The 19547-nt window shown below is 69.6% G+C and carries 19 protein-coding genes and 2 pseudogenes; 16 read left to right on the top strand and 5 right to left on the bottom strand.

Features of this window, described 5'->3' with window-relative positions; genetic code table 11:
- Window positions 1–27: 27 nt before the first annotated feature.
- From glpK to F788_RS0111940, 5 genes and pseudogenes are all read left to right on the top strand, one after another.
- A complete protein-coding gene (gene glpK / locus F788_RS0111960; protein ID WP_019590311.1) occupies window positions 28–1530 on the top strand; it encodes a glycerol kinase GlpK in 1503 nt (500 codons plus the stop codon).
- A 32-nt stretch (window positions 1531–1562) separates the two neighbouring features.
- A pseudogene (locus F788_RS14080) lies at window positions 1563–1658 on the top strand (addiction module protein); the annotation flags it as partial.
- A gap of 145 nt (window positions 1659–1803) precedes the next feature.
- A complete protein-coding gene (locus F788_RS0111950; RefSeq protein WP_019590309.1) occupies window positions 1804–2025 on the top strand; it encodes a hypothetical protein in 222 nt (73 codons plus the stop codon).
- A 151-nt stretch (window positions 2026–2176) separates the two neighbouring features.
- The gene (locus F788_RS0111945) at window positions 2177–3088 is read left to right on the top strand and encodes a hypothetical protein (RefSeq protein WP_231372054.1); all 912 of its coding nucleotides are present in this window, start codon (window positions 2177–2179) and stop codon (window positions 3086–3088) included.
- A gap of 185 nt (window positions 3089–3273) precedes the next feature.
- Window positions 3274–3486 (top strand): hypothetical protein, encoded by a 213-nt coding sequence (locus F788_RS0111940; RefSeq protein ID WP_019590308.1) that lies wholly within the window; start codon window positions 3274–3276, stop codon window positions 3484–3486.
- 116 nt (window positions 3487–3602) lie between these two features.
- Here F788_RS0111940 and F788_RS0111935 read toward each other — a convergent pair whose 3' ends face one another.
- The 5 genes from F788_RS0111935 to F788_RS0111915 all read right to left on the bottom strand — a co-directional run bounded on the left by F788_RS0111935 (window position 3603) and on the right by F788_RS0111915 (window position 7629).
- Window positions 3603–4451 carry a pirin family protein gene (locus F788_RS0111935; RefSeq protein WP_019590307.1) on the bottom strand — a complete coding sequence of 283 codons (849 nt, stop codon included), beginning with the start codon at window positions 4449–4451 and terminating at the stop codon, window positions 3603–3605.
- Between the two features lie 87 nt (window positions 4452–4538).
- Window positions 4539–4898, bottom strand: a complete 360-nt coding sequence (locus F788_RS0111930) for a hypothetical protein (protein WP_019590306.1) — start codon at window positions 4896–4898, stop codon at window positions 4539–4541.
- Window positions 4899–4901: 3 nt separating this feature from the next.
- Window positions 4902–5732 (bottom strand): ABC transporter ATP-binding protein, encoded by an 831-nt coding sequence (locus F788_RS0111925; RefSeq protein WP_019590305.1) that lies wholly within the window; start codon window positions 5730–5732, stop codon window positions 4902–4904.
- 1 nt (window position 5733) lies between these two features.
- Window positions 5734–6705 carry an iron ABC transporter permease gene (locus tag F788_RS0111920; RefSeq protein WP_019022768.1) on the bottom strand — a complete coding sequence of 324 codons (972 nt, stop codon included), beginning with the start codon at window positions 6703–6705 and terminating at the stop codon, window positions 5734–5736.
- Window positions 6706–6711: 6 nt separating this feature from the next.
- Window positions 6712–7629 carry a cobalamin-binding protein gene (locus F788_RS0111915; RefSeq protein WP_019590304.1) on the bottom strand — a complete coding sequence of 306 codons (918 nt, stop codon included), beginning with the start codon at window positions 7627–7629 and terminating at the stop codon, window positions 6712–6714.
- A gap of 575 nt (window positions 7630–8204) precedes the next feature.
- Between F788_RS0111915 and bluB the strand changes: the two genes are divergently transcribed.
- The 11 genes and pseudogenes from bluB to F788_RS0111860 all read left to right on the top strand — a co-directional run.
- The gene (bluB, locus tag F788_RS0111910) at window positions 8205–8987 is read left to right on the top strand and encodes a 5,6-dimethylbenzimidazole synthase (protein ID WP_019590303.1); all 783 of its coding nucleotides are present in this window, start codon (window positions 8205–8207) and stop codon (window positions 8985–8987) included.
- On the top strand, window positions 8984–9913 hold the full coding sequence (cbiB, locus tag F788_RS0111905; protein WP_019590302.1) for an adenosylcobinamide-phosphate synthase CbiB: 930 nt from the start codon (window positions 8984–8986) through the stop codon (window positions 9911–9913). Before bluB ends, cbiB begins: the two co-directional genes overlap by 4 nt.
- A complete protein-coding gene (cobD, locus tag F788_RS0111900) occupies window positions 9900–10958 on the top strand; it encodes a threonine-phosphate decarboxylase CobD (RefSeq protein ID WP_019590301.1) in 1059 nt (352 codons plus the stop codon). Before cbiB ends, cobD begins: the two co-directional genes overlap by 14 nt.
- A complete protein-coding gene (locus F788_RS0111895; protein ID WP_019590300.1) occupies window positions 10951–12459 on the top strand; it encodes a cobyric acid synthase in 1509 nt (502 codons plus the stop codon). Before cobD ends, F788_RS0111895 begins: the two co-directional genes overlap by 8 nt.
- Entirely contained in the window at window positions 12456–12983 is a 528-nt protein-coding gene (cobU, locus tag F788_RS0111890; RefSeq protein WP_018870691.1) for a bifunctional adenosylcobinamide kinase/adenosylcobinamide-phosphate guanylyltransferase, read from the top strand. The genes F788_RS0111895 and cobU overlap by 4 nt, the downstream gene beginning before the upstream one ends.
- A gap of 28 nt (window positions 12984–13011) precedes the next feature.
- Window positions 13012–14085 carry a nicotinate-nucleotide--dimethylbenzimidazole phosphoribosyltransferase gene (cobT, locus tag F788_RS0111885; protein ID WP_019022762.1) on the top strand — a complete coding sequence of 358 codons (1074 nt, stop codon included), beginning with the start codon at window positions 13012–13014 and terminating at the stop codon, window positions 14083–14085.
- Window positions 14082–14693, top strand: a complete 612-nt coding sequence (locus tag F788_RS0111880) for a histidine phosphatase family protein (protein WP_019022761.1) — start codon at window positions 14082–14084, stop codon at window positions 14691–14693. Before cobT ends, F788_RS0111880 begins: the two co-directional genes overlap by 4 nt.
- Window positions 14690–15478, top strand: coding sequence for an adenosylcobinamide-GDP ribazoletransferase (gene cobS, locus F788_RS0111875; protein WP_019022760.1), 789 nt, complete (start codon window positions 14690–14692; stop codon window positions 15476–15478). The genes F788_RS0111880 and cobS overlap by 4 nt, the downstream gene beginning before the upstream one ends.
- 237 nt (window positions 15479–15715) lie before the next feature.
- The gene (locus F788_RS0111870; RefSeq protein WP_019590299.1) at window positions 15716–17254 is read left to right on the top strand and encodes a sulfotransferase; all 1539 of its coding nucleotides are present in this window, start codon (window positions 15716–15718) and stop codon (window positions 17252–17254) included.
- A 184-nt stretch (window positions 17255–17438) separates the two neighbouring features.
- On the top strand, window positions 17439–18683 hold the full coding sequence (locus F788_RS0111865) for a flagellin (protein WP_019590298.1): 1245 nt from the start codon (window positions 17439–17441) through the stop codon (window positions 18681–18683).
- Window positions 18684–19029: 346 nt separating this feature from the next.
- Window positions 19030–19547 (top strand): annotated as a pseudogene (locus tag F788_RS0111860) (flagellin); the annotation flags it as partial.

Here is a 19547-nt window from a genome sequence, read left to right as displayed (position 1 = left end):
GTGAGGGGGATCAAGCGGGAGGAGATCATGGCCAACGGATACATCCTCGCCCTGGACCAGGGCACCACCAGCTGCCGGGCGATCCTGTTCGATCTGGAGGGCGGCATCGCCGGGGTCGCGCAGAAGGAGTTCGCCCAGTCCTACCCGCACTCCGGCTGGGTGGAGCACGACGCGATGGAGATCTGGGGCACCCAGATCGGCGTGGCGCGCGAGGCGCTGGAGCGCAATGGCATCAAGCCCGCGCAGCTGGCGGCCATCGGCATCACCAACCAGCGCGAGACCACGCTGGTGTGGGATCGTCACAGCGGCCGCCCGATCCATCCGGCCATCGTGTGGCAGGACCGGCGCACCGCGGATCTCTGCGACCGCCTGCGCGACGAGGGTCTGGAAGGCCATATCCGCGCGACCACCGGGCTGCTGCCGGACGCCTATTTCTCCGGCACCAAGATCCGCTGGATCCTCGATCACGTGGACGGCGCGCGCGAGAAGGCCCGCAACGGCGACCTGCTGTTCGGCACCATGGACAGCTGGCTGGTGTGGAACCTGACGCGCGGCGAGCGCCATGTCACCGACGTGACCAACGCCTCGCGCACCATGCTGTTCGACATCCACCGCCTGCAGTGGGACGACACCCTGCTGGAAGCGCTGGACATCCCGCGCGGCATGCTGCCCGAGGTGGTGTCCTCCAGCGAGGTGCTGGGCCACACCGGCACGGAGATGTTCGGCGGCGCGCGGGTGCCGGTGGCCGGCATGGCCGGGGACCAGCACGCGGCCCTGTTCGGCCAGGCCTGTTTCGAGCCGGGCATGGCCAAGAACACCTACGGCACCGGATGCTTCCTGCTGATGAACACCGGCACCCGCCCGGTGACCTTGGAGCACGGCCTGCTGACCACCATCGCCTGGGGCCTGGACGGGCAGGTGGAATACGCCCTGGAGGGCTCCATCTTCATCGCCGGTGCCGCCGTGCAGTGGCTGCGCGACGAGATGCACCTGATCGATACGGCCGCGGACTCGGAGTATTTCGCCAGCCGGGTCGAGGACGCCGGCGGCGTTTACGTGGTGCCGGCCTTCGCCGGGCTGGGGGCGCCGTACTGGGATCCGCATGCGCGCGGGGCGATCTTCGGCCTGACCCGGGGCACGCGCAAGGAGCACGTGACGCGCGCGACGCTGGATGCCCTGGCCTACCAGACCCGCGACGTGATCGAGGCCATGCAGGCCGATTCCGGCCTGGCGCTCAAGACCCTGCGCGTGGATGGCGGCGCGGTGGCCAACAATCTGATGGTCCAGTTCCAGGCCGACCAGCTGGGGGTACGCGTGGAACGCCCGGCCATCACCGAGAGCACCGCACTGGGTGCCGCCGGCCTGGCCGGTCTGGCCACCGGCCTGTGGAGCCGTGACGACCTGCGCGCATTCAGCCGCATCGAACGCGTGTTCGAGCCGCAGCTGGACGCCGCCACTCGCGACCGCCAGTACCACGGCTGGAAGGAAGCCGTGCGCCGCTGCATGAACTGGGAACGTGACGCGCGGTAGGCCCGCGTCGCCATTTACGCGAGAGGTGACCTATGAGGATCAAGGACCTGATTGACGAAGCCGAGGCACTCCCGGTTGAGGAGCGTGCGCTGGTGGTCGATTCGCTTGTGCGCAGTCTCAATCCCCCCTGAATTCACAGAATAACTGCAACGCCTGAACCCGGTGTTTTTCGAACGAAGGCGAACTGCCCGAGATGGTCTTCGTTCAGGAAGAGGAACGCCGCGACGTCTATCGGCAGGATGTTCTCTCGGGGCTGCTTGGAATGGTGCGGAAATGAACAAGTTATCCAAAGACGATGAGTTGGCTCTAGCGGCGCTGCGCCGGGCGGTAGCCAACGCCCTGGAGCGCAAACGTCGGCTGGGTCACTACGCGGTCGTCTGGCGCGATGGCCAGACGGTCCGGCTGTCCCCGGAGCAGATTGGCAGCGCGGAGGAGTATGTATCGGAGGCCTCCGCCCCGCCATCCGCTGTACGAGAGCCGGGGCCGGATGATTGATCTGCCCCCGCGCTCACGCAATGAGGCACTGGCATCCATCAGGCATGAAATGCACGCGATACAAAGGGGCGATATGGGAAAGTCAGGTCACAATGGTAACGGCTCCGGGACCCCGCCCATCGATGATATCCGCCGGGCGGTGGAGCAGATGATGAACACGGGCCAGGCTCCCAGCCGGGAAGCAGTGGAGCAGATCCTCACCGAGGAAATGGCGGCGTTCGAGGCCGAAGCCGTTGATGACTTCCATGGCCTCAACAGCGATCAGATGCATCGATTGCTCTACCACCCCTTCGACTCGCCGGAGCTGGTCACCTTCGGCGACGGGCTCCGGGAACGGCCCGATTCTCCCGCCTTCCGGCTACTGGAGGTGATTGCCGAGGCGTGCCGGGGCAACGGGATCAAGCTCACACCCAAGGGCAATCTGCCCCGCGCCATCGTGAGCGAGGCCCGGGAGGCCCTGGACGAGAGCGGTTTCGCCTATCGACGCTCCTTCTATCCCGGCAAGATCCGTAACGAGGAGGATCTGGACGAGCTGCATACCCTGCGGATCGTCGCCGACATCGGCCGTTTCACCCGCAAGTACCGGGGGCGCCTGAAGCTGGTGCGTGCGGTGGAGAAGCAGTTCGACACCGGTGACTGGGCCGGGCTGTTTACGCGACTGCTGCGGGTTTACTGCCAGGAATTCAACTGGGCCTACCGCGACGGCTATCCCGAACTCGCGATCGTGCAGATGAGCTTCCTCTTCACGCTTTACCTGCTCCATGTGCACGGCCACGAACCCCGACCGGTGAGCTGGTACGAAGAGCAATTCCTCAACGCCTTCCCCATGGCCGAAGACGAGGTGAACGAGCAACCCCCATACTGGGATCAGGATCCCGCGACGTATGCGGAGCGCCAGGCAAAAAAGGCCTGGTCGCTGCGTTCCATCGAACGTTTCGCTTGCTTCTTCGGGCTGGTGACACTCGAGACTGACCCCGAAACGCGCGATCCCCTGGCACCGCTGGGAGACTACCGGGTCCGGGCGCTGCCCTTACTCGATCAGGTGATCGGCTGGAAGCTGTAGATGGGCTGAGATTCAAGCGGATGTGGTCGCAGAGCGGGTCATGCGGCGGTTGCGGCGCGTTCGCCCCGGACCCTGCCGGTTCGCGTGCGAGTACGCTCCCGTCATCGCGAGTCGCGCAGCGACGTGGCGACCTGCATCCGCAGCCACCTGTTCCTGCGTGCAGCCAGTTTCGGACGATTGCCGCGTTGCCTGCGGCTCCTCGCAATGACGGGGGCGAGGGCTTCGTCTTCGCCGGACTGGCCACCGGCCTGTGGAGCCGCGATGACCTGCGCGCGCTGAGCCGCATCGAACGCGTGTTCGAGCCGCAGCTGGACGCCGCCACCCGCGACCGCCAGTACCACGGCTGGAAGGAAGCCGTGCGCCGCTGCATGAACTGGGAACGCGACGCGTGGGGGTAGGCCCGTGTCGCGGAGTATTCTGGTGAAGTACCGTCCGGTGCCGGAGCCTCGCGGGCGGTTGATGTACGCGTGACCCCGACGGAGCCGGGAAGGCGGTCGGGCGCCGCGCCCCGGTGTCAGTCGATGCTGGCGGGGCGGGCGGCGAGGCGGCCGGACTGGTAGTCGGAGATGGCCTGCTGGATCTCGGCGTCGCTGTTCATCACGAACGGGCCGTAGTGGGCGATGGGTTCTTCCAGCGGGCGGCCCTTGAACAGCAGGACGCGGCTGTCCTGGCGGGCGATCAGATGGATCATGGTGTGGCCGTGCCAGACGCCCAGTTCGCCGGCGTTCAGGCCGGTGAGCGCGCCCTCGAAGACGTAGCCCAGCACGCGCTCGTCCAGCTGCACGGCCAGTGACAGGCGATAGCCGGCTGGCAGGCTGAGATCCGCCATGCCCGCGCCTTCGCCGATCTGGCCGAGCGGGCCCTCGGTGTCGCCGGCGCTGGTCTGCCAGGAGCCGGCCACGGCCTTGAAGTCCAGCGGGGCGTCTTCCTCCGGCAGGTGGCGCATGGCGTCGGTGCCGACGTCGCGATAGCGCGGGGGTTCCATCTTGCGCGCGGCCGGCAGGTTCACCCACAGCTGGAAGCCGTGCAGCCCTTCCGGCTCGGGATGCAGGGTCTCGGAATGGATCACGCCGCGGCCGGCGCTCATCCATTGCGCGCCGCCGGCCTGCACCTGTCCTTCGTTGCCCATGGAATCGCGATGGCTGACGCCGCCGTGCACCAGATAGGTGAGGGTCTCGAAGCCGCGATGCGGATGGTCGGGAAAGCCGCCCACGTCTTCGTCGCCGGGGGCGGTCTTCAGCTCGTCCAGCATCAGGAACGGGTCGAGGCCGCCGCCGAAGTCATGGATGCGGCGGATCTTCACGCCCGCGCCGTCCTGCGTCGGGTGCGAGTGGCGGATGCTGTCCGGTGGCGTGGGATTCATGGCGTTCTCCTTCGCGTCGAGTCTGCACCATACCGACCGCAAAACGAAAAGAAAATTGCATGGTCCGATCCGGCGCGATATTGCCGGTCAGGGGAGCTGCCACGCGTCGGCGAAGGCCTCCAGGCTCTCGATGAAGTCGGGCTCGTGTTCGCGCCGATGCATGGTCAGGTGCAGCACGATGGCCGATTCGTCGGGCGGGTGGCCGGTGGTCAGGGTCCAGGCCACGCCGTTGGGGCAGTCCGGCAGGCTGAAGCGCACGCCGCCGTGGATGAGCTCGCGGTTCACGCGGAACTCGCCCCACAGGCAATAGATGACACCCTGATCGGCCCCCCGATCCTCGACCAGGTTGTCGATCAGGTCGCAGGCGGCGGGAAGGTCCGGAACCGTCAGGCGTCGCTGCAGACTGTCCGGGTCGGTCGTCTGGTCGAGGATGCGGTGAAACTCCATGGGCTACTCCACGCGGGGCAGGAATACCGGGTGGCCGTCCACCTCGCCGACGCTGAGGGCCTGGTTGTACAGCCGTTCCAGGGCGGCGGGCACCAGCATGGTGCGGGTGGGGCCCCAGCAGGCGCCGCCGTCGGGGAACATCAGCAGGAGGTGGTCGCAGAAGCGGGCGGCCAGATTGACGTCATGCAGGGCCATCACTGCGGCGCGGCGTTCACCGCCGGCGATTTCGCGCACGCGCTGCAGCACGCTGACCTGATGGTGCAGGTCGAGCTGGCTGGTGGGTTCGTCCAGCAGCAGGACCTGCGGGTCCTGGGTCAGCACGGTGGCGAGTGCCAGGCGCTGGCGTTCGCCGCCGGACAGGGTATCCACCTGCCGGCCCTCCATGCCGTCGAGATCCACGGTGGCCAGCGCGGCACGGGCGGCGTCGACGTCCTCGCGGGTCTCGATGTCCCAGGGGCGCAGGTACGGGTGGCGGCCGATCAGCGCGGTTTCGAGGACGGTGGCAGGGAAGCCGTCATGGTGGTTCTGGAACACCAGACCCAGGCGCCGTGCCAGATCCGGCCGCGACAGGCTGCCCAGGGGCTGCCCGGTCAGTTCGATCCCGCCGGCGCGCGGGGGGCGCAGGCGGGCGAGGGTGTGCAGCAGCGTGCTCTTGCCGGCGCCATTGGGCCCGAGAATGCCCCAGCACTGGCCGGGGTTCACGGTCAGGTGCAGCGGCGAGGAGTCCGCGCGTTCGGGGATGTCGATCACCAGGTCGCGGGTGGCCAGCAGGGTGTCGGCGGTGGGGGCCTCGTGCACGCTGAGGGCATCGGCATGTGCGTCGGCGCGGCTCATCTCAGCGGCTCCGGTACAGCAGGAACAGGAACACCGGCACGCCCAGCATTGCGGTGATCACGCCCACCGGCAGCTGCTCCGGGGCGATGATGGTGCGCGCCAGGGTATCCGCCAGGGTCAGCAGGATGCCACCGGCCAGCGCCGAGGCGGGCAGGATGACGCGCTGGTCGTTGCCGAATACCAGACGCAGCATGTGCGGCACGATCAGGCCGACGAAGCCCACTGCGCCCACCTGGGTGACCGCGGTCGCGGTGATCAGCGACGCGGCGATGTAGATCGACCATTCCACCGGCCGCACCGACACGCCCAGCGAGGCGGCCTGCATCGGGCCGCGCGCGAGGACGTTCAGGGTGCGGCCCAGCGGCATGGCCGCCAGCACCACGAACACCAGCACGCCCCAGGCCGGGCCCGGATGGCGGGCGTGCGAGACGTCGCCCATCAGCCAGTAGAGCATGCCCGGCAGTTCGGCGGTAGGGCTGACGGCGAGCAGGAAGCTGATCAGCGCGCCCCAGCCGGCGGCCACCACCACTCCGGTCAGGAGCAGGCGGGTGGCGGTCCAGGATCCGGTGCCATGCGCCAGGCCGAACACGATGAGCGTGGAGAGCATGGCCCCGGCAAAGGCCGCGGCGGATACCGAGAACATCGACAGCCCGGCGAGCATGGCCAGCAGTGCGCCCACCGAGGCGCCGCCGGAGAGGCCCAGTACGTAGGGGTCGGCCAGCGGGTTGCGCAGCAGCACCTGCATCAGCGCGCCGGCCACGCCCAGCAGCCCGCCCGCGGCGAACGCGGCCAGCGCGCGTGGCAGGCGCAGTTCGGTGATCAGCGTGGCGTGCAGCGCCGAGGCCTCGCCGGTGAGCACCCGCGGGAGCTCGCCGAGCGGGATGGCCACGCTGCCCCAGGCCAGGGCCACCACCAGCGACAGCAGCGAGGCGGGCAGCAGCACGCCCGCCGCCAGCAGGAAGGATCGGGTCACGGGGGCTTACGGCGATTCGGGACGCCGGTCGCGGGCGGTCTGCAGGTCCTCGCACATGAGGGCGGTGCCCTCGGCGATGCGCGGGGTGTGGCGCTGCAGCAGCGACGGCGGCAGGAAGAACAGGTTGTCGCGGCGCACCGCGAGCATGTTGTCCCACTCGCGCCAGGCCTCGACCCAGGCGGGGTTGTCCTCGCCCATGCCGCCACCGATGATGACCTCGGGGTCGGCGTGGATCACCGCTTCGCGGTCCATGCGCGGTACCAGGCGGTCGAGGTGGCCGAACACGTTCTCGCCGCCGCAGACCTCGATGGCCTCGGCGATCAGGTGTTCGTTGTTCACCGTCATCAGTGGCTGGTCCCAGACCTGATAGAACAGCGGGACGGGGTCGCGATCCGCGTATTTCTGACGCAGCGCCTCGATCCCGTCGAGAAAGCGTTCCGCCTCGGCGCGGCCCTGATCGCCCGTTCCGGCCAGTTCGGCCATGCGCTCCATGCTCGAAGCCACGCCGTCGAACCCTCGCGGTTCGGAGGTGTAGACGGTCAGGCCCAGTTCGCGCAGGCGCTCGATGTGCGAGCGCGAGTTGCCGCTCTCCCAGGCCACCACCAGGTCGGGTTCCTTGGCGAGGATGCGTTCCAGGTCGAGACTGGTGTAGCCCCCGACCCGGGGGATGTCCGCGGCCGGTTCGGGGTAATCACTGTGGTCGGTCGCGCCGATCACGCGGTCGCCGGCGCCGATCGCGAACAGCACCTCGGTGATGTGCGGGGCCAGGCTCACGATCCGCTCGGCCGGGGCGTCCAGCCGGACTTCCCGATCCGTGTCGTCGATCACGGAAATGGGGTCGTTGTCGGCGGCGTGGCCGGCCGGGCTCAGCAGCAGGGCACTCGCTGCGAGCAGGGCCGGCAACAGGTTCGAACGATATGACATGCGCACAGGTTCCTGAATGCCCGGGGGTTCCCGGAAAGGCGGAATACTATAACAGGACCACCCGGTATTCCGCTGCAGGCCCCGCAAATCGCGAAGCCCTCACCCCTGTCATTGCGCGGCGCCGCAGCTCTCACCCCGTCATCGCGAGTCGCTGCAGCTCTTACCCCCGTCATCGCGAGTCGCGCAGCGACGTGGCGATCTCCGTACGAAACCCCCCGTTCCTGTGTGCGGACAGCTTCGGCCGATTGCCGCGTCGCCTCCGGCTCCTCGCAATGACGGGGGTGAGAACTGTGGCTCCTCGCAATGACGGGGTGAGAACTGTGGCTCCTCGCAATGACGGGGGTGAGAACTGTGGCTCCTCGCAATGACGGGATAAGAGCAGCGGCGACTCGCGATGACGGGGAGGGCTGCCGCTCCTCGCAATGACGGGGTGGGATCTTCGGCCTCGCAATAGCGTGGGTCAACTGGAGAGAGCGGGTGCGAACGCGTATCATCCTGCCTTCCCGTCCGGCCATGCGCCGGATCCTCGCGACACCCTTGCACCCATCTCGCCCGCTGCCGGGAGACGTCTTCGCATGTCCCGCAACACCCCGTCATCCGCCGAACCTTCCAGCCCTTTCCCGGCCGCCCCGGAGTCGGGTTTTCCGCCGGAAGAAGCCGCCGCGGTCTACCGCGCGATCAACGAGCGCCGCGACATGCGGCATTTCCGTGCCGGCACCGTGGTGGACCCGGAGGTGCTGGGGCGCCTGCTGGAGGCGGCGCATCGTGCCCCCAGCGTCGGCTACATGCAGCCCTGGCGCTTCGTAAGGGTGGCCGATCCGGCGCTGCGCGAACGCATCCACGGCCATGTGGCCGCCGAACACGAGCGCACCGCCGAAGCCTGCGGCGAGCGCGGTGCCGAGGTCCAGCGGCTGAAGCTGGAGGGCATCCGCGACGCCGGGGAGATCCTGGTGGTCGCCCTGACCGACGGGCGCGAACGCTACGTGCTGGGCCGGCGCACCCTGCCGGAGATGGACCTGTGTTCGGCCGCCTGCGCGATCCAGAACCTGTGGCTGGCGGCGCGCGCCGAGGGCCTGGGCATGGGCTGGGTGTCGCTGTTCGAGCCGGAATGGCTGGCGCGCACCCTGGAGATGCCGGAGGGGGCCCACCCGATCGCGATCCTGTGCCTGGGCGAGGTGGACGCGTTCTACGACGAGCCGATGCTGGAGACCGAGGGCTGGGACACCCGGCGTCCGCTGGAAGAACTGGTGTTCGAGGACCGCTGGGGGCAATCGGCTTCGACGCCCGTGTCCCATTCGCAGGACGACCCCCCGCAGGACGCATCCCGGGACGTTTCCCGAAACAGGAGTGTCTCATGACCGCCTTTCTCGTCCTGCTGGGCGCGCTGACCCTGGACCGGCTGTTCGGTGACCCGCGGCGCTTCCATCCGCTGGTGGGCTTCGGCCGTCTTGCCCAGGGGCTGGAACGGCGCTTCCACGCGGACAGCCGGCTGCGCGGGGCCCTGTTGCTGACGGTGCTGGTGCTGCCCTGGGTGGTGCTGGCGGGCTGGGCGGCCAGCCTCGCCTGGGGCTGGGTCGTCAGCCTGCTGGTGCTGGTGCTGGCACTGGGCTGGCGCTCGCTGGACGAGCACGCCGAACGGGTGGCGGCGTCGCTGGAGCAGGGCGACCTGGATGGCGCGCGCGCCGGGGCGGGGATGCTGGTGTCGCGCGCGACCGACGAGATGGATGCCGACGGGGTCAGCCGCGCGACCGTGGAATCGGTGCTGGAGAATGGCAACGACGCCCTGTTCGCCACGGTGTTCTGGTTCCTGGTGGCCGGTGCGCCGGGGGTGGTGGCTTATCGGCTGGTGAACACCCTGGATGCGATGTGGGGCTATCGCACGCCGCGCCACCGCCATTTCGGCTGGGCCGCCGCGCGCCTGGACGACGTGTTCAACTACATCCCCGCGCGCCTGACCGCGCTGGCCTATGCCGCCGCCGGGCGCATGGGCAGCGCGCTGCGCTGCTGGCGCGAACAGGCCGCCGCGTGGAAGAGCCCCAACGCCGGGCCGGTGATGGCCGCCGGCGCGGGCGCGCTGGGCGTGCGGCTGGGCGGCTATGCGTACTATCACGGCCGGCGCGAATGGCGTCCGGTGCTGGGGCAGGCCGCGGAGGCCACCGGCGACAAAGACGAGGGGGCGGTCGGGGCCGCACGCATCCGCCGGGCGATGGCGCTGGTGGACCGCGCGCTGGCGCTGTGGATGGCAGTGATCGTGATCGGGGTGTCGTTCGTTGTCCTCGCCTGACGTCCGGTCCGGATCCCGGGACGGCGGGACGCCGGAGTCGCGCCATGGCGGGGGCGTTCGCGCGGCGGCCCGGCGCTGGGGGCATCCGGTCGAGGACTGGCTGGACCTGTCCACCGGCATCAACCCGCGGGGCTGGCCGGTGCCGCCGCTGCCGCCGCAGGCCTGGACGCGGCTGCCGGAGGCCGATGACGGGCTGGAGGCGGCGGCCGCCGCGTATTACGGCAGCGACGCCCTGCTGCCGCTGCCCGGGTCCCAGGCCGCGATCCAGTCCCTGCCGGCGCTGTGGGGCGAGGGCACCGGCCGCGAGCAGGCGCGCGTCGGCGTGCTGCACCCCGGCTACAACGAGCACGCCCGCGCCTGGAGCGCCAGCGGCCACGCGGTGCAGCCGGTGGAGCCCGAGGCCGGCGCCATCGAGGCCGTGCTGGATGCGCTCGACGTGCTGGTGCTGATCCACCCCAACAACCCCACCGGCACGCGCTTCGAGCCCGCGCAGCTGCGCGAGTGGCATGCGCGGCTGGCGCGGCGCGGCGGCTGGCTGGTGGTGGACGAGGCCTTCGTCGACAGCCAGCCGCACCTGAGTCTTGTGCCGGAGGGCCCGCGCGACGGGTTGGTGGTGCTGCGCTCGCTGGGCAAGTTCTTCGGCCTGGCCGGGGCCCGGGTCGGGTTCGTGTTCGCGCCGGAGGCGCTGCGCCGGGCGCTGAGCGCGCGCCTGGGGCCGTGGAGCGTGCCGGGGCCGTCGCGGCAGGTCGCGGCCGGGGCGCTGGCGGATCATGGCTGGCAGTCGGCGCGGCGCATGCAGCTGGCGGGCGAGGGCGAACGCCTGGCGGGCCTGCTGCGCGCGCACGGACTGGCCCCGGATGGCGGTACCGCGCTGTTCCAGTGGGTGCGCAGCGCACGTGCCGAAGAGATCCAGGACCGGCTGGCGCGCGCGGCCATCCTGGTGCGGCGCTTCGACGAGCCCGCCAGCCTGCGCTTCGGGCTGCCCGGCGACGAGGCGGGCTGGCAACGTTTGGAGACCGCGCTTACGGAGCTGAGTGATGACTGATACCGGCGGCACGCTGATGGTCCAGGGCACCACCTCGGATGCCGGCAAGAGCGTGCTGGTGGCCGGGCTGGGGCGCGTGCTGCTTCGGCGCGGTATCGCGGTGGCGCCGTTCAAGCCGCAGAACATGGCGCTCAACAGCGCGGTGACCGCGCAGGGCGGCGAGATCGGGCGGGCCCAGGCCCTGCAGGCCGCCGCCTGCGGGCTGGAGCCGCATACCGACTTCAACCCGGTGCTGCTCAAGCCCTCCAGCGATCGCGGCGCCCAGGTGATCGTCAACGGCCGCGCGGTGGAGGAGCTGGACGCGCGCGCCTACCATGACTACAAGCCGGTGGCGCGCGAGGCGGTGCTGGCGGCCCACGGGCGTCTGGTGGCGCAATATGACTCGGTGCTGGTGGAAGGGGCCGGCTCGCCGGCGGAGATCAACCTGCGCGCGGGCGACATCGCCAACATGGGGTTCGCCGAGGCGGTGGACTGCCCGGTGATCCTGGTCGCCGACATCGACCGCGGCGGGGTGTTCGCGCATCTGGTGGGCACGCTGGCGCTGCTGGCGGAAAGCGAACGGGCGCGGGTGGCCGGCTTCGTGATCAACCGCTTTCGTGGCGATCCGGCGCTGCTGCAGTCCGGGCTGGACTGGCTGGAGGCCGAGACCGGCAAGCCGGTGCTCGGCGTGCTGCCGTATCTGTCCGGGCTGCAGCTGGATGCCGAGGACGCGCTGCTGCGCGAGGCGGCCCCGGCGAGTGACGCGTGGGCGAGCGGCGGGGACGAGCCCCTGCGGGTGGTGGTGCCGGCGCTGCCGCGGATCTCCAACCACACGGATTTCGACCCGCTGCGCCTGCACCCCGGGGTGTCGCTGCGCTTCGCCGGGCCGGGGGAGCGGCTGCAGCCGGCGGATCTGGTGCTCCTGCCGGGGTCCAAGGCGGTGCGCGACGACCTGGCCTGGCTGCGCGAACAGGGCTTCGAACGCGAACTGATGCGCCACCTGCGCTACGGTGGCCGGGTGCTGGGGATCTGCGGCGGCTACCAGATGCTGGGGCGCGCGGTACACGACCCGGAAGGCGTCGAGGGCACCCCGGGCTCCTCGCCAGGGCTGGGCCTGCTGGACGTGGAGACCACGCTGCGCCCGGCCAAGCAGCTGCGGCAGGTGACCGGCGAGGGCGTGATGGAGCGGGCGGCGCCGGTGCGCGGCTACGAGATCCACGCCGGGCACACCGCCGGGCCGGACTGCGAACGCCCGGTGCTGCAACTGGCCGCGGGGCCGGACGGTGCACGCTCGACGGACGACGCAGTGGCCGGCACCTACGTGCACGGGGTGTTCGACGAGCCGGCCGCCGCCGGGGCATTGCTGGCCTGGGCGGGGCTGGAGGCGGACGGTGGCGCCGTGGATCTGGACGCGCTGCGCGTGGCGAGCCTGGAGCGTCTGGCCGACGCACTGGAGGAACACATGGACATTGACCGACTGCTGGACCTGCTGCACCTGCCACAAGGGGGCACCAGGTCATGAGAACCCTGATCCTGGGCGGCGTGCGTTCGGGCAAGAGCCGCATGGCGGAGCAGCTGGCGCTGGGTTCCGGCCAGCCGGTGACCTACGTGGCCACCGCGCGCGCCGACGACGACGAGATGCTGCGGCGGGTGGAACAGCACCGCCGTCGCCGGCCGGCCGGCTGGGACCTGATCGAGGCCGGCGACGACCTGGCCGTGCGGCTGCAGGAGGCCGCGGCGCCGGATCGCTGCCTGCTGATCGATTGCCTGACCCTGTGGCTGACCCAGCTGCTGTGCACCGAAGACGAGGCGCACATCGAGCGCGAGCGCGAGGCACTGATCGCCACGCTGCCGACCCTGCCGGGTACCATTATCGCGGTGAGCAACGAGACCGGGCTGGGGATCGTGCCGCTGGATGCGCTGTCGCGGCGCTTCGCCGACGAGGCCGGCGCGCTGCACCAGCGCCTGGCCGCCGACCTCGACCGCGTGGTGCTGACCGTGGCCGGGCTGCCGCACGTGCTCAAGGGCCCGGTGGTGAACGCCTGATGACCGCATCGACCCGCGAGGAACGCGCGTGACCGAAGACTGTGACTGGCTGAACGTCCCCGCCGCGCCCCTGGATGCTGGCGCGACCGCGCGCGCTCGGGCGAGGCAGGAACGCCTGACCAAGCCGCCGGGCTCGCTGGGTCGCCTGGAGCCCCTGGCCGAGTGCCTGGCGGGGCTGCAGGGCCGCGAGTGCCCGCACCCGCCGCAGCCGTGGATCACCGTGTTCGCCGGCGACCATGGCGTGGTCGCCGAGGGCATCTCGCGCTTTCCGCAGGCTGTGACCGGGCAGATGGTCGCCAACTTCGCCGCCGGCGGGGCGGCCATCGCCGTGCTCGCGCGCAGCCTGGACGCGGGGCTGGAGATCATCGACCTGGGCACGCTGCCCGGCGGTCCCGAGCCCGAGGGTGTGATCCGCGCGGACCTGGGCCCGGGCACCGCCAACTTCGCGCGCGAGCCGGCGATGACCCCGGCGCAGCTGGAGCGCGCGCTGAACACCGGACGCCAGGCGGCCGAACGGGCGCGCCAGGGCGGGGCGGGGCTGTTCATCGGCGGCGAGATGGGCATCGGCAACACCACCGCCGCGGCGGCCGTGGCCTGCGGTGTGCTGGGGGCCTCGCCGGACGCGCTTGCAGGACCGGGCACCGGGCTGGACCCGGCCGGGGTGCGGCACAAGGCCGAGGTGATCGAACGCGCGCTGGCCCTGCACGCCGAGGCCGGGGATTCGGCGCTGGAGTGGCTGCGGCGGGTCGGCGGCTTCGAGATCGCCGGGCTGACCGGTGCGTTCCTGGCCAGCGCGCAGATCGGTCAGCCGGTGCTGGTGGACGGCTTCATCGCCAGCACCGCGGCACTGGTGGCGACCCGGCTGTGCCCGGGGGCCCGGGACTGGTTCTTCTACGCCCACCGCTCCGCCGAGCCCGGGCACGACCGCGTGCTGGAGGCGCTGGGCGCGCAGCCGCTGCTGGATCTGGGCATGCGCCTGGGTGAGGGCAGTGGCGCGGCGACCGCGGTGCCGCTGCTGCGCATGGCCTGCGAGCTGCACGCCGGCATGGCGACCTTCGATGAGGCCGGGGTGGCGGACGACGACTCCGGAGCGGGCGCGTGAGTACGGGCGCGTCCGTCAGCGCCGGGGCGCGGGTCGGGCTGCTGCGTCACGGCGAGACCACCGGCGAGGGCTTCTGCGGCGCCGGCAGCGACGTGCCGCTGACCGCGCGCGGCCAGGCGGCGATGGAGGGGGAGCTGGCACGCCGGCGCCCGCCGGGTCTGGCCTCCGGCGAACCGGCCTGGGACCGCATCGTGACCTCGCCGCTGCAGCGCTGTCAGGGGCCGGCCTCGGCCTGGGCCGAGCGCTGGGATGTGCCGCTGGTGGTGGAACCGCGCCTGAAGGAACTGCACTTCGGCACCTGGGAGGGCCGCAGCGCCGCCGCGCTGATGGAGACCGATGCCGACGCGCTGGGCCGCTTCTGGCAGGACCCGGAAGGCTGCCCGCCGCCCGGGGGCGAGGCGCTGGGCGCGTTCCGCGGGCGCGTGCTGGCCGGCTGGCGCGAGAGCGTGGCCACGCCCGGCACCGCGCGCACGCTGGTGGTCACCCACGGCGGCGTCATCCGCGTATTGCGTGCGCACTTCGAGGGCATCCCGCTGGCCGAACTGCTGAACATTGAGGCCCCGCTGGCGGTGCTGCACCGGGTCGATCCCGCGCGGGTGCAGGCATGAGCCGGCCGGCCACGCTCGCCCCGCTGTGGCTGGCGCTGGTGTTCCTCACCCGGGTGCCGCTGCCGGCGCGCCTGCTGCCGGAGGCCCCGCGCCCGGAAGACGCCGGGCGCTCGCTGCTGTTCTACCCGCTGGTGGGGCTGGTGCTGGGCCTGTTGCTGGCCGGCGGCGGCATGCTGCTGAGCCTGCTGCCGGGCGCCGAACCGCTGTTGCTCGCCGCGCTGGTACTGGCCGGCTGGGTGGCGATCACCGGCGCGCTGCATCTGGACGGGCTGGCCGACACGGTGGACGCCCGCGTGGGCAGTCACGGCGACCCCGAGCGCGCCCGCACCATCATGAAGGACCCGACCTCCGGCCCGATCGCGGTGGCCACAGTGATGCTGGTGCTGCTGGTCAAGTTCGCCGCGCTGGTGCCGCTGGTGGCCGCCGCGCAGTGGCTGGCGCTGGTGATCGCCGCGGTCCTCGGCCGCGCCGCGCTGGTGCTGCTGTTCCGCCTCGCCGATTACCTCAATCCCGCCGGCCTGGGCGCCGACATGGCGGCGCACCTGCCCGAACGGGCCGCCGCCGGAGTACTGGTGGCCACCGCCATCGCCGTGGTCATCCTCGGCGTGGCCGGCGGTCTGCCCGGCGCCATCATCGCCCTGATCCTCGCCGGCGCCACCGTGGCCGCCCTGGCCGCGTTCTTCCGCCGCTGGCTCGGCGGCTTCACCGGCGACCCCGCCGGCGCCACCCTGGAGATCGTCGAGACCGTGGCCCTGGTGGTGATGGCCCTGAGCCTCACCGCGTAGGCGCGGCCCCGGCTGCGGGCGGACGGCGTTAAGCACGGGTTCTGCCTCACGCGGTGTGGGGCGCTGCCCGCCGAAACGCCACGCTCAAGTGTGCGACACGCCCGGCGATAACTTAACCTGCGGAAAGATTTCCAGAAGGAGCGCGACAGCATGGCGGCGGGAAAGAGAACCGGGAAGACGAAGAAGGTCGGGAAGAACAGAAAGAGCCGGAAAGGCCAGTCGGAATCGGAAAAACTGTTGAAGAAAGCCTCCGCTGCCTTCGATGAAGGGGACTACGATGAGGTCGAAGCCTTCTGCGGGGAACTGCTCAAGCGGGACCCGAACAGCGCCGATGCGTTGCGGATGCTGATCCGGAGCACGTTTGAACAGACGCGCTACAACACCGCCACGCTGTATGCCTCCAAGCTCGTACAGATGTGTCCCGAGGATCCCGCGAGTTACAACCACCTCGCGAGCGTGCTTCTCATGCGAGGTCGTTATCAAGCGGCGGGAGCCGCCTTGCGCGAAGCCCTGCGGTTCGACCCCGATCAGCTGGCGCTGTACAACTACGCCCGCGTGTTGCAGGCGGAGGGCCGCTGGGATGAGGCGGCAGAGATCCTCGAGTCACTGGTTCGTGTGGTTCCCTACAGGCCGAACGTCTGGTTTTCCTATGCGCACTCGCGGCATTTTCCCGCCGATGTTTCCCCGCGCCGGGAGCTCGAAGAGGTGATTCGCAAGGGGAACTTCAGCCTGCATGATCAGGGCCATCTGCAGTTCTCTCTGGCAAAGCTTCACAAGGATGCAGGGGACGTGGACCAGGCGTTCGCGGCCTTCGAAAAGGGCAACGACCTGCGGGCCAGGTCGATCCAGAAGCAGGTCGACGGCATTCGGGAGGGTCGGGTCCTCCAGACGGTCGGGACCCGGGAAGCGGTCTTCACGGAAGAATGGAAACGTGGCCTCGATGGCCCGGAAGTGTCTCCGCGCCCGTTGAGTGTGATCCTGGGCGCGCCCCGTTCCGGCAAATCGCTGCTGGAGGGGGCGCTGTCCGCGCATTCGCGGACCCGCCACTATGGCGAACTCGGAGGAATTCAGGAGCTCCTCGCGGAGTTGCCCAGGGAGGTGCGCAACAGATACCCCCTGTTTATTCGGGAACTCGGCAGCGAGGCTCTGGGAAGGCTGCGCGCCCGCATGGATTCGATCTGGGGCGAGGCCGTGGACGACCAGGTGGGTGCCTACGTGCTGACCAACCCGAGCAACGTCTGGCACGTGGGCACCCTGATGGCGTTGAACCCCGATACGCGCGTCGTTTTCTGTGAGCGGGACCCGGTGGACAACGCGATGGCCATCTACATGCGTTGGTTCGCGCGAGCCATGCCGTATGCCTGGGCCATCGATACAATCGCGGAATACATTCTGGCTTACCGTCGGCTTGTAGATCACTGGGAGGCACTTTTCCCGGACCGTGTGGAACGCGTGCGCTACGAAGACTATCTGCAGGCACCGGATACCCATGCGTCCAGAATCCTGCGCTTCCACGGGTTTGACTGGGAGTCGGAATGCGCGGATTCCGCCGGCGAATCGGTGGATCCGGCGCGCGTGGGCATGGCGGGAAGCTCGGAACGCCGCAGCCGCGTGAACCCGGAGTTCGCACGCATTGGGGACGAATTTGCGGCCTATCGGCCTGCCTTCGAGCGCGCGGTTGAAGAGGCGCGCAAGCGCGTGTCCGAGTACGAGTTCCCACGAACCACAAACGTTCGTGTGACCGTTGGTGGGGCGAGCCCCCGCGGGGAACAGTGACGGGCGCAAGACCTGAGTATCGAGCGGACATCCGGCGGTGTCGAGCCCGCGAACCTGAGGAAAACGGCTCCATGCCCTAAAGACCCCGGGGTGACGGTCGTTAAGGGAATCGAAGGCGGCATGAGGCCGCCCAGGGATTGCCTCAGCCGGCCCGGCCGGCACTCAAGTTCCGGAGGAAGCAAACATGTCTCAGGTCATCAACACCAACGTTCTTTCGCTGAATGCCCAGCGCAATCTGAACCAGACCCAGGGCGATCTCGCCCAGTCGCTGGAACGCCTGTCGTCCGGCCTGCGCATCAACAGCGCCAAGGACGACGCGGCCGGTCTCGCGATTTCGGAGCGGTTCACGACGCAGATCAACGGCCTCAATCAGGCGGTGCGCAACTCGAACGACGGCATCTCGTTCGCGCAGACGGCCGAAGGTGCGCTGGACACCGTCGGCGACGCACTGCAGCGAGCGCGGCAGCTGGCCGTGCAGGCGGCGAACGACACCAACTCGGCCTCCGACCGTCAGGCGCTGAACGACGAGGTGCAGCAGTTGATGGAAGAGGTCAGTCGTGTGGCGAACTCGGCCGAGTTCAACGGTGGTCGAATCCTGGATGGCACGGTGGAGGACCTGTTCTTCCAGGTGGGGGCCAATCAGGGCCAGACCATTGCCGTGGACGGGGTGGATGCCCGGACCTCCCGGCTGGGGGCGACCGAGGTGGTTGGCTCCGGTGGCTTGACGCAGGAACAGATCGCCCAGATCGATGAGGTGGATGGATTCAGCGGGCCATTCGAAGACATCACCATCAGCAGTGACGATTTCGACGACATTCAGGTCCAGCTATCGGGTGATGATACTCCGGGCGAGGAGGTCGAGCCTGCCGCAACTCTTGAGGATGCGGTCCGCATGATCAATGCAGCCATCACGGAAGCCGCGTCCGCCGGAGACGAAAATGCCAAAGACGTCGCGGATGCCGATCTGGAAGCCGCGCTGAGGGTCAAGAACGACGGTACCACCACGATCGCGATCACCTCGCGTCTGGGCACCGAGAATCTGGATGTGGCGAATGGCGATGTGGACGTTGACGGAGCTCCGGTAGCACTTTTCGATGATGATGGCGGCGCAGACGTCACCCTGAACGATGTCGACGTGGTGACTCGTGAGACGGCGACCCAGTCCATCGGTGCTTTCGACGGCGCCTTGACCAAGGTCAACTCGCTGCGTGCGGAGCTGGGCGCGGTGCAGACTCGTTTCGAGAGCACCATCGCGAACCTGGAGATCGGTTCGGAGAACCTGTCGGATGCGCGTTCGCGAATCCGGGATGCGGACTTCGCCGCAGAGACCGCCGAACTCTCGCGGGCGCAGGTGCTCCAGCAGGCGGGGACCACGGTGTTGTCGCAGGCGAATGCGGTGCCGCAGAACGTGCTGGGTCTGCTGCAGTAAGGCTTCGGCTTCCTCCGGGCCCGTGTTGCGGGCCATCCCAGGGCCCGCCCCGAGTAATCGGGGCGGGCCTTTTTGCGTTTTGGGGGTGTGATCTCGGGGCGGTGGTCCGGGCGGGTGCGAGTTCGCGCGCGAGCGCGCTCCCACGCGGGCATGGTCGGAACCGGGGGGGCGGTTCGGGGCGGTTTTTGCCGTGGTGGCAAGGGGGCGGAAATTTTTTGCCGATCGGGGTTAAAGGTTGCCGGAGGGTGGTCGTTAAGGGGTCTGAGAGGCAATTCCGAACCTGTCATTGCTGCCGGAACGGCAATGACTGGCCGGTCAGCAGAGCGAGCAAAACAAGGAGGGCGTCATGTCCCAGGTCATCAACACCAACGTGCTGTCGCTGAACGCGCAGCGTAATCTCAACGAGTCGCAGGGTTCGCTGTCGCAGTCGCTGGAGCGTCTGTCGTCGGGTCTTCGCATCAACAGCGCGAAGGACGACGCGGCGGGTCTGGCGATTTCCGAGCGTTTCACCAGCCAGATCAACGGTCTGGACCAGGCGGTGCGCAACTCCAACGATGGCATTTCGTTCGCGCAGACCGCCGAGGGTGCGCTGGATACCATCGGCGATGCGCTGCAGCGTGCGCGCGAGCTGTCGGTGCAGGCGGCGAACGACACCAATTCGGCCTCGGACCGTCAGGCGATCAACGACGAGGTCCAGCAGCTGATGGACGAGGTCAGCCGTGTGGCGAACTCGGCCGAGTTCAATGGAGGCGCGGTTCTGGACGGCACGGTGGAGGATCTGTTCTTCCAGGTGGGTGCGAACCAGGGGCAGACCATTGCCGTGGACGGCGTGGATGCCCGGACCTCGGAGCTGGGGACCACCGA

The sequence above is a fragment of the Thioalkalivibrio sp. ALE10 genome (genome assembly GCF_000381385.1).
GTDB lineage: Bacteria > Pseudomonadota > Gammaproteobacteria > Ectothiorhodospirales > Ectothiorhodospiraceae > Thioalkalivibrio.
This window is presented reverse-complemented; position numbering and strand designations above follow the sequence as displayed.

Coding starts and splice junctions, on each gene's coding strand:
- F788_RS0111895 (WP_019590300.1), top strand. CDS start 10,951: ATGACTGATACCGGCGGCACGCTGATGGTCCAGGGCACCACCTCGGAT.
- F788_RS0111950 (WP_019590309.1), top strand. CDS start 1,804: ATGAACAAGTTATCCAAAGACGATGAGTTGGCTCTAGCGGCGCTGCGC.
- cobS (WP_019022760.1), top strand. CDS start 14,690: ATGAGCCGGCCGGCCACGCTCGCCCCGCTGTGGCTGGCGCTGGTGTTC.
- F788_RS0111945 (WP_231372054.1), top strand. CDS start 2,177: ATGAACACGGGCCAGGCTCCCAGCCGGGAAGCAGTGGAGCAGATCCTC.
- cbiB (WP_019590302.1), top strand. CDS start 8,984: ATGACCGCCTTTCTCGTCCTGCTGGGCGCGCTGACCCTGGACCGGCTG.
- cobU (WP_018870691.1), top strand. CDS start 12,456: ATGAGAACCCTGATCCTGGGCGGCGTGCGTTCGGGCAAGAGCCGCATG.
- F788_RS0111865 (WP_019590298.1), top strand. CDS start 17,439: ATGTCTCAGGTCATCAACACCAACGTTCTTTCGCTGAATGCCCAGCGC.
- bluB (WP_019590303.1), top strand. CDS start 8,205: ATGTCCCGCAACACCCCGTCATCCGCCGAACCTTCCAGCCCTTTCCCG.
- F788_RS0111935 (WP_019590307.1), bottom strand. CDS start 4,451: ATGAATCCCACGCCACCGGACAGCATCCGCCACTCGCACCCGACGCAG.
- F788_RS0111930 (WP_019590306.1), bottom strand. CDS start 4,898: ATGGAGTTTCACCGCATCCTCGACCAGACGACCGACCCGGACAGTCTG.
- F788_RS0111915 (WP_019590304.1), bottom strand. CDS start 7,629: ATGTCATATCGTTCGAACCTGTTGCCGGCCCTGCTCGCAGCGAGTGCC.
- F788_RS0111925 (WP_019590305.1), bottom strand. CDS start 5,732: ATGAGCCGCGCCGACGCACATGCCGATGCCCTCAGCGTGCACGAGGCC.
- glpK (WP_019590311.1), top strand. CDS start 28: ATGGCCAACGGATACATCCTCGCCCTGGACCAGGGCACCACCAGCTGC.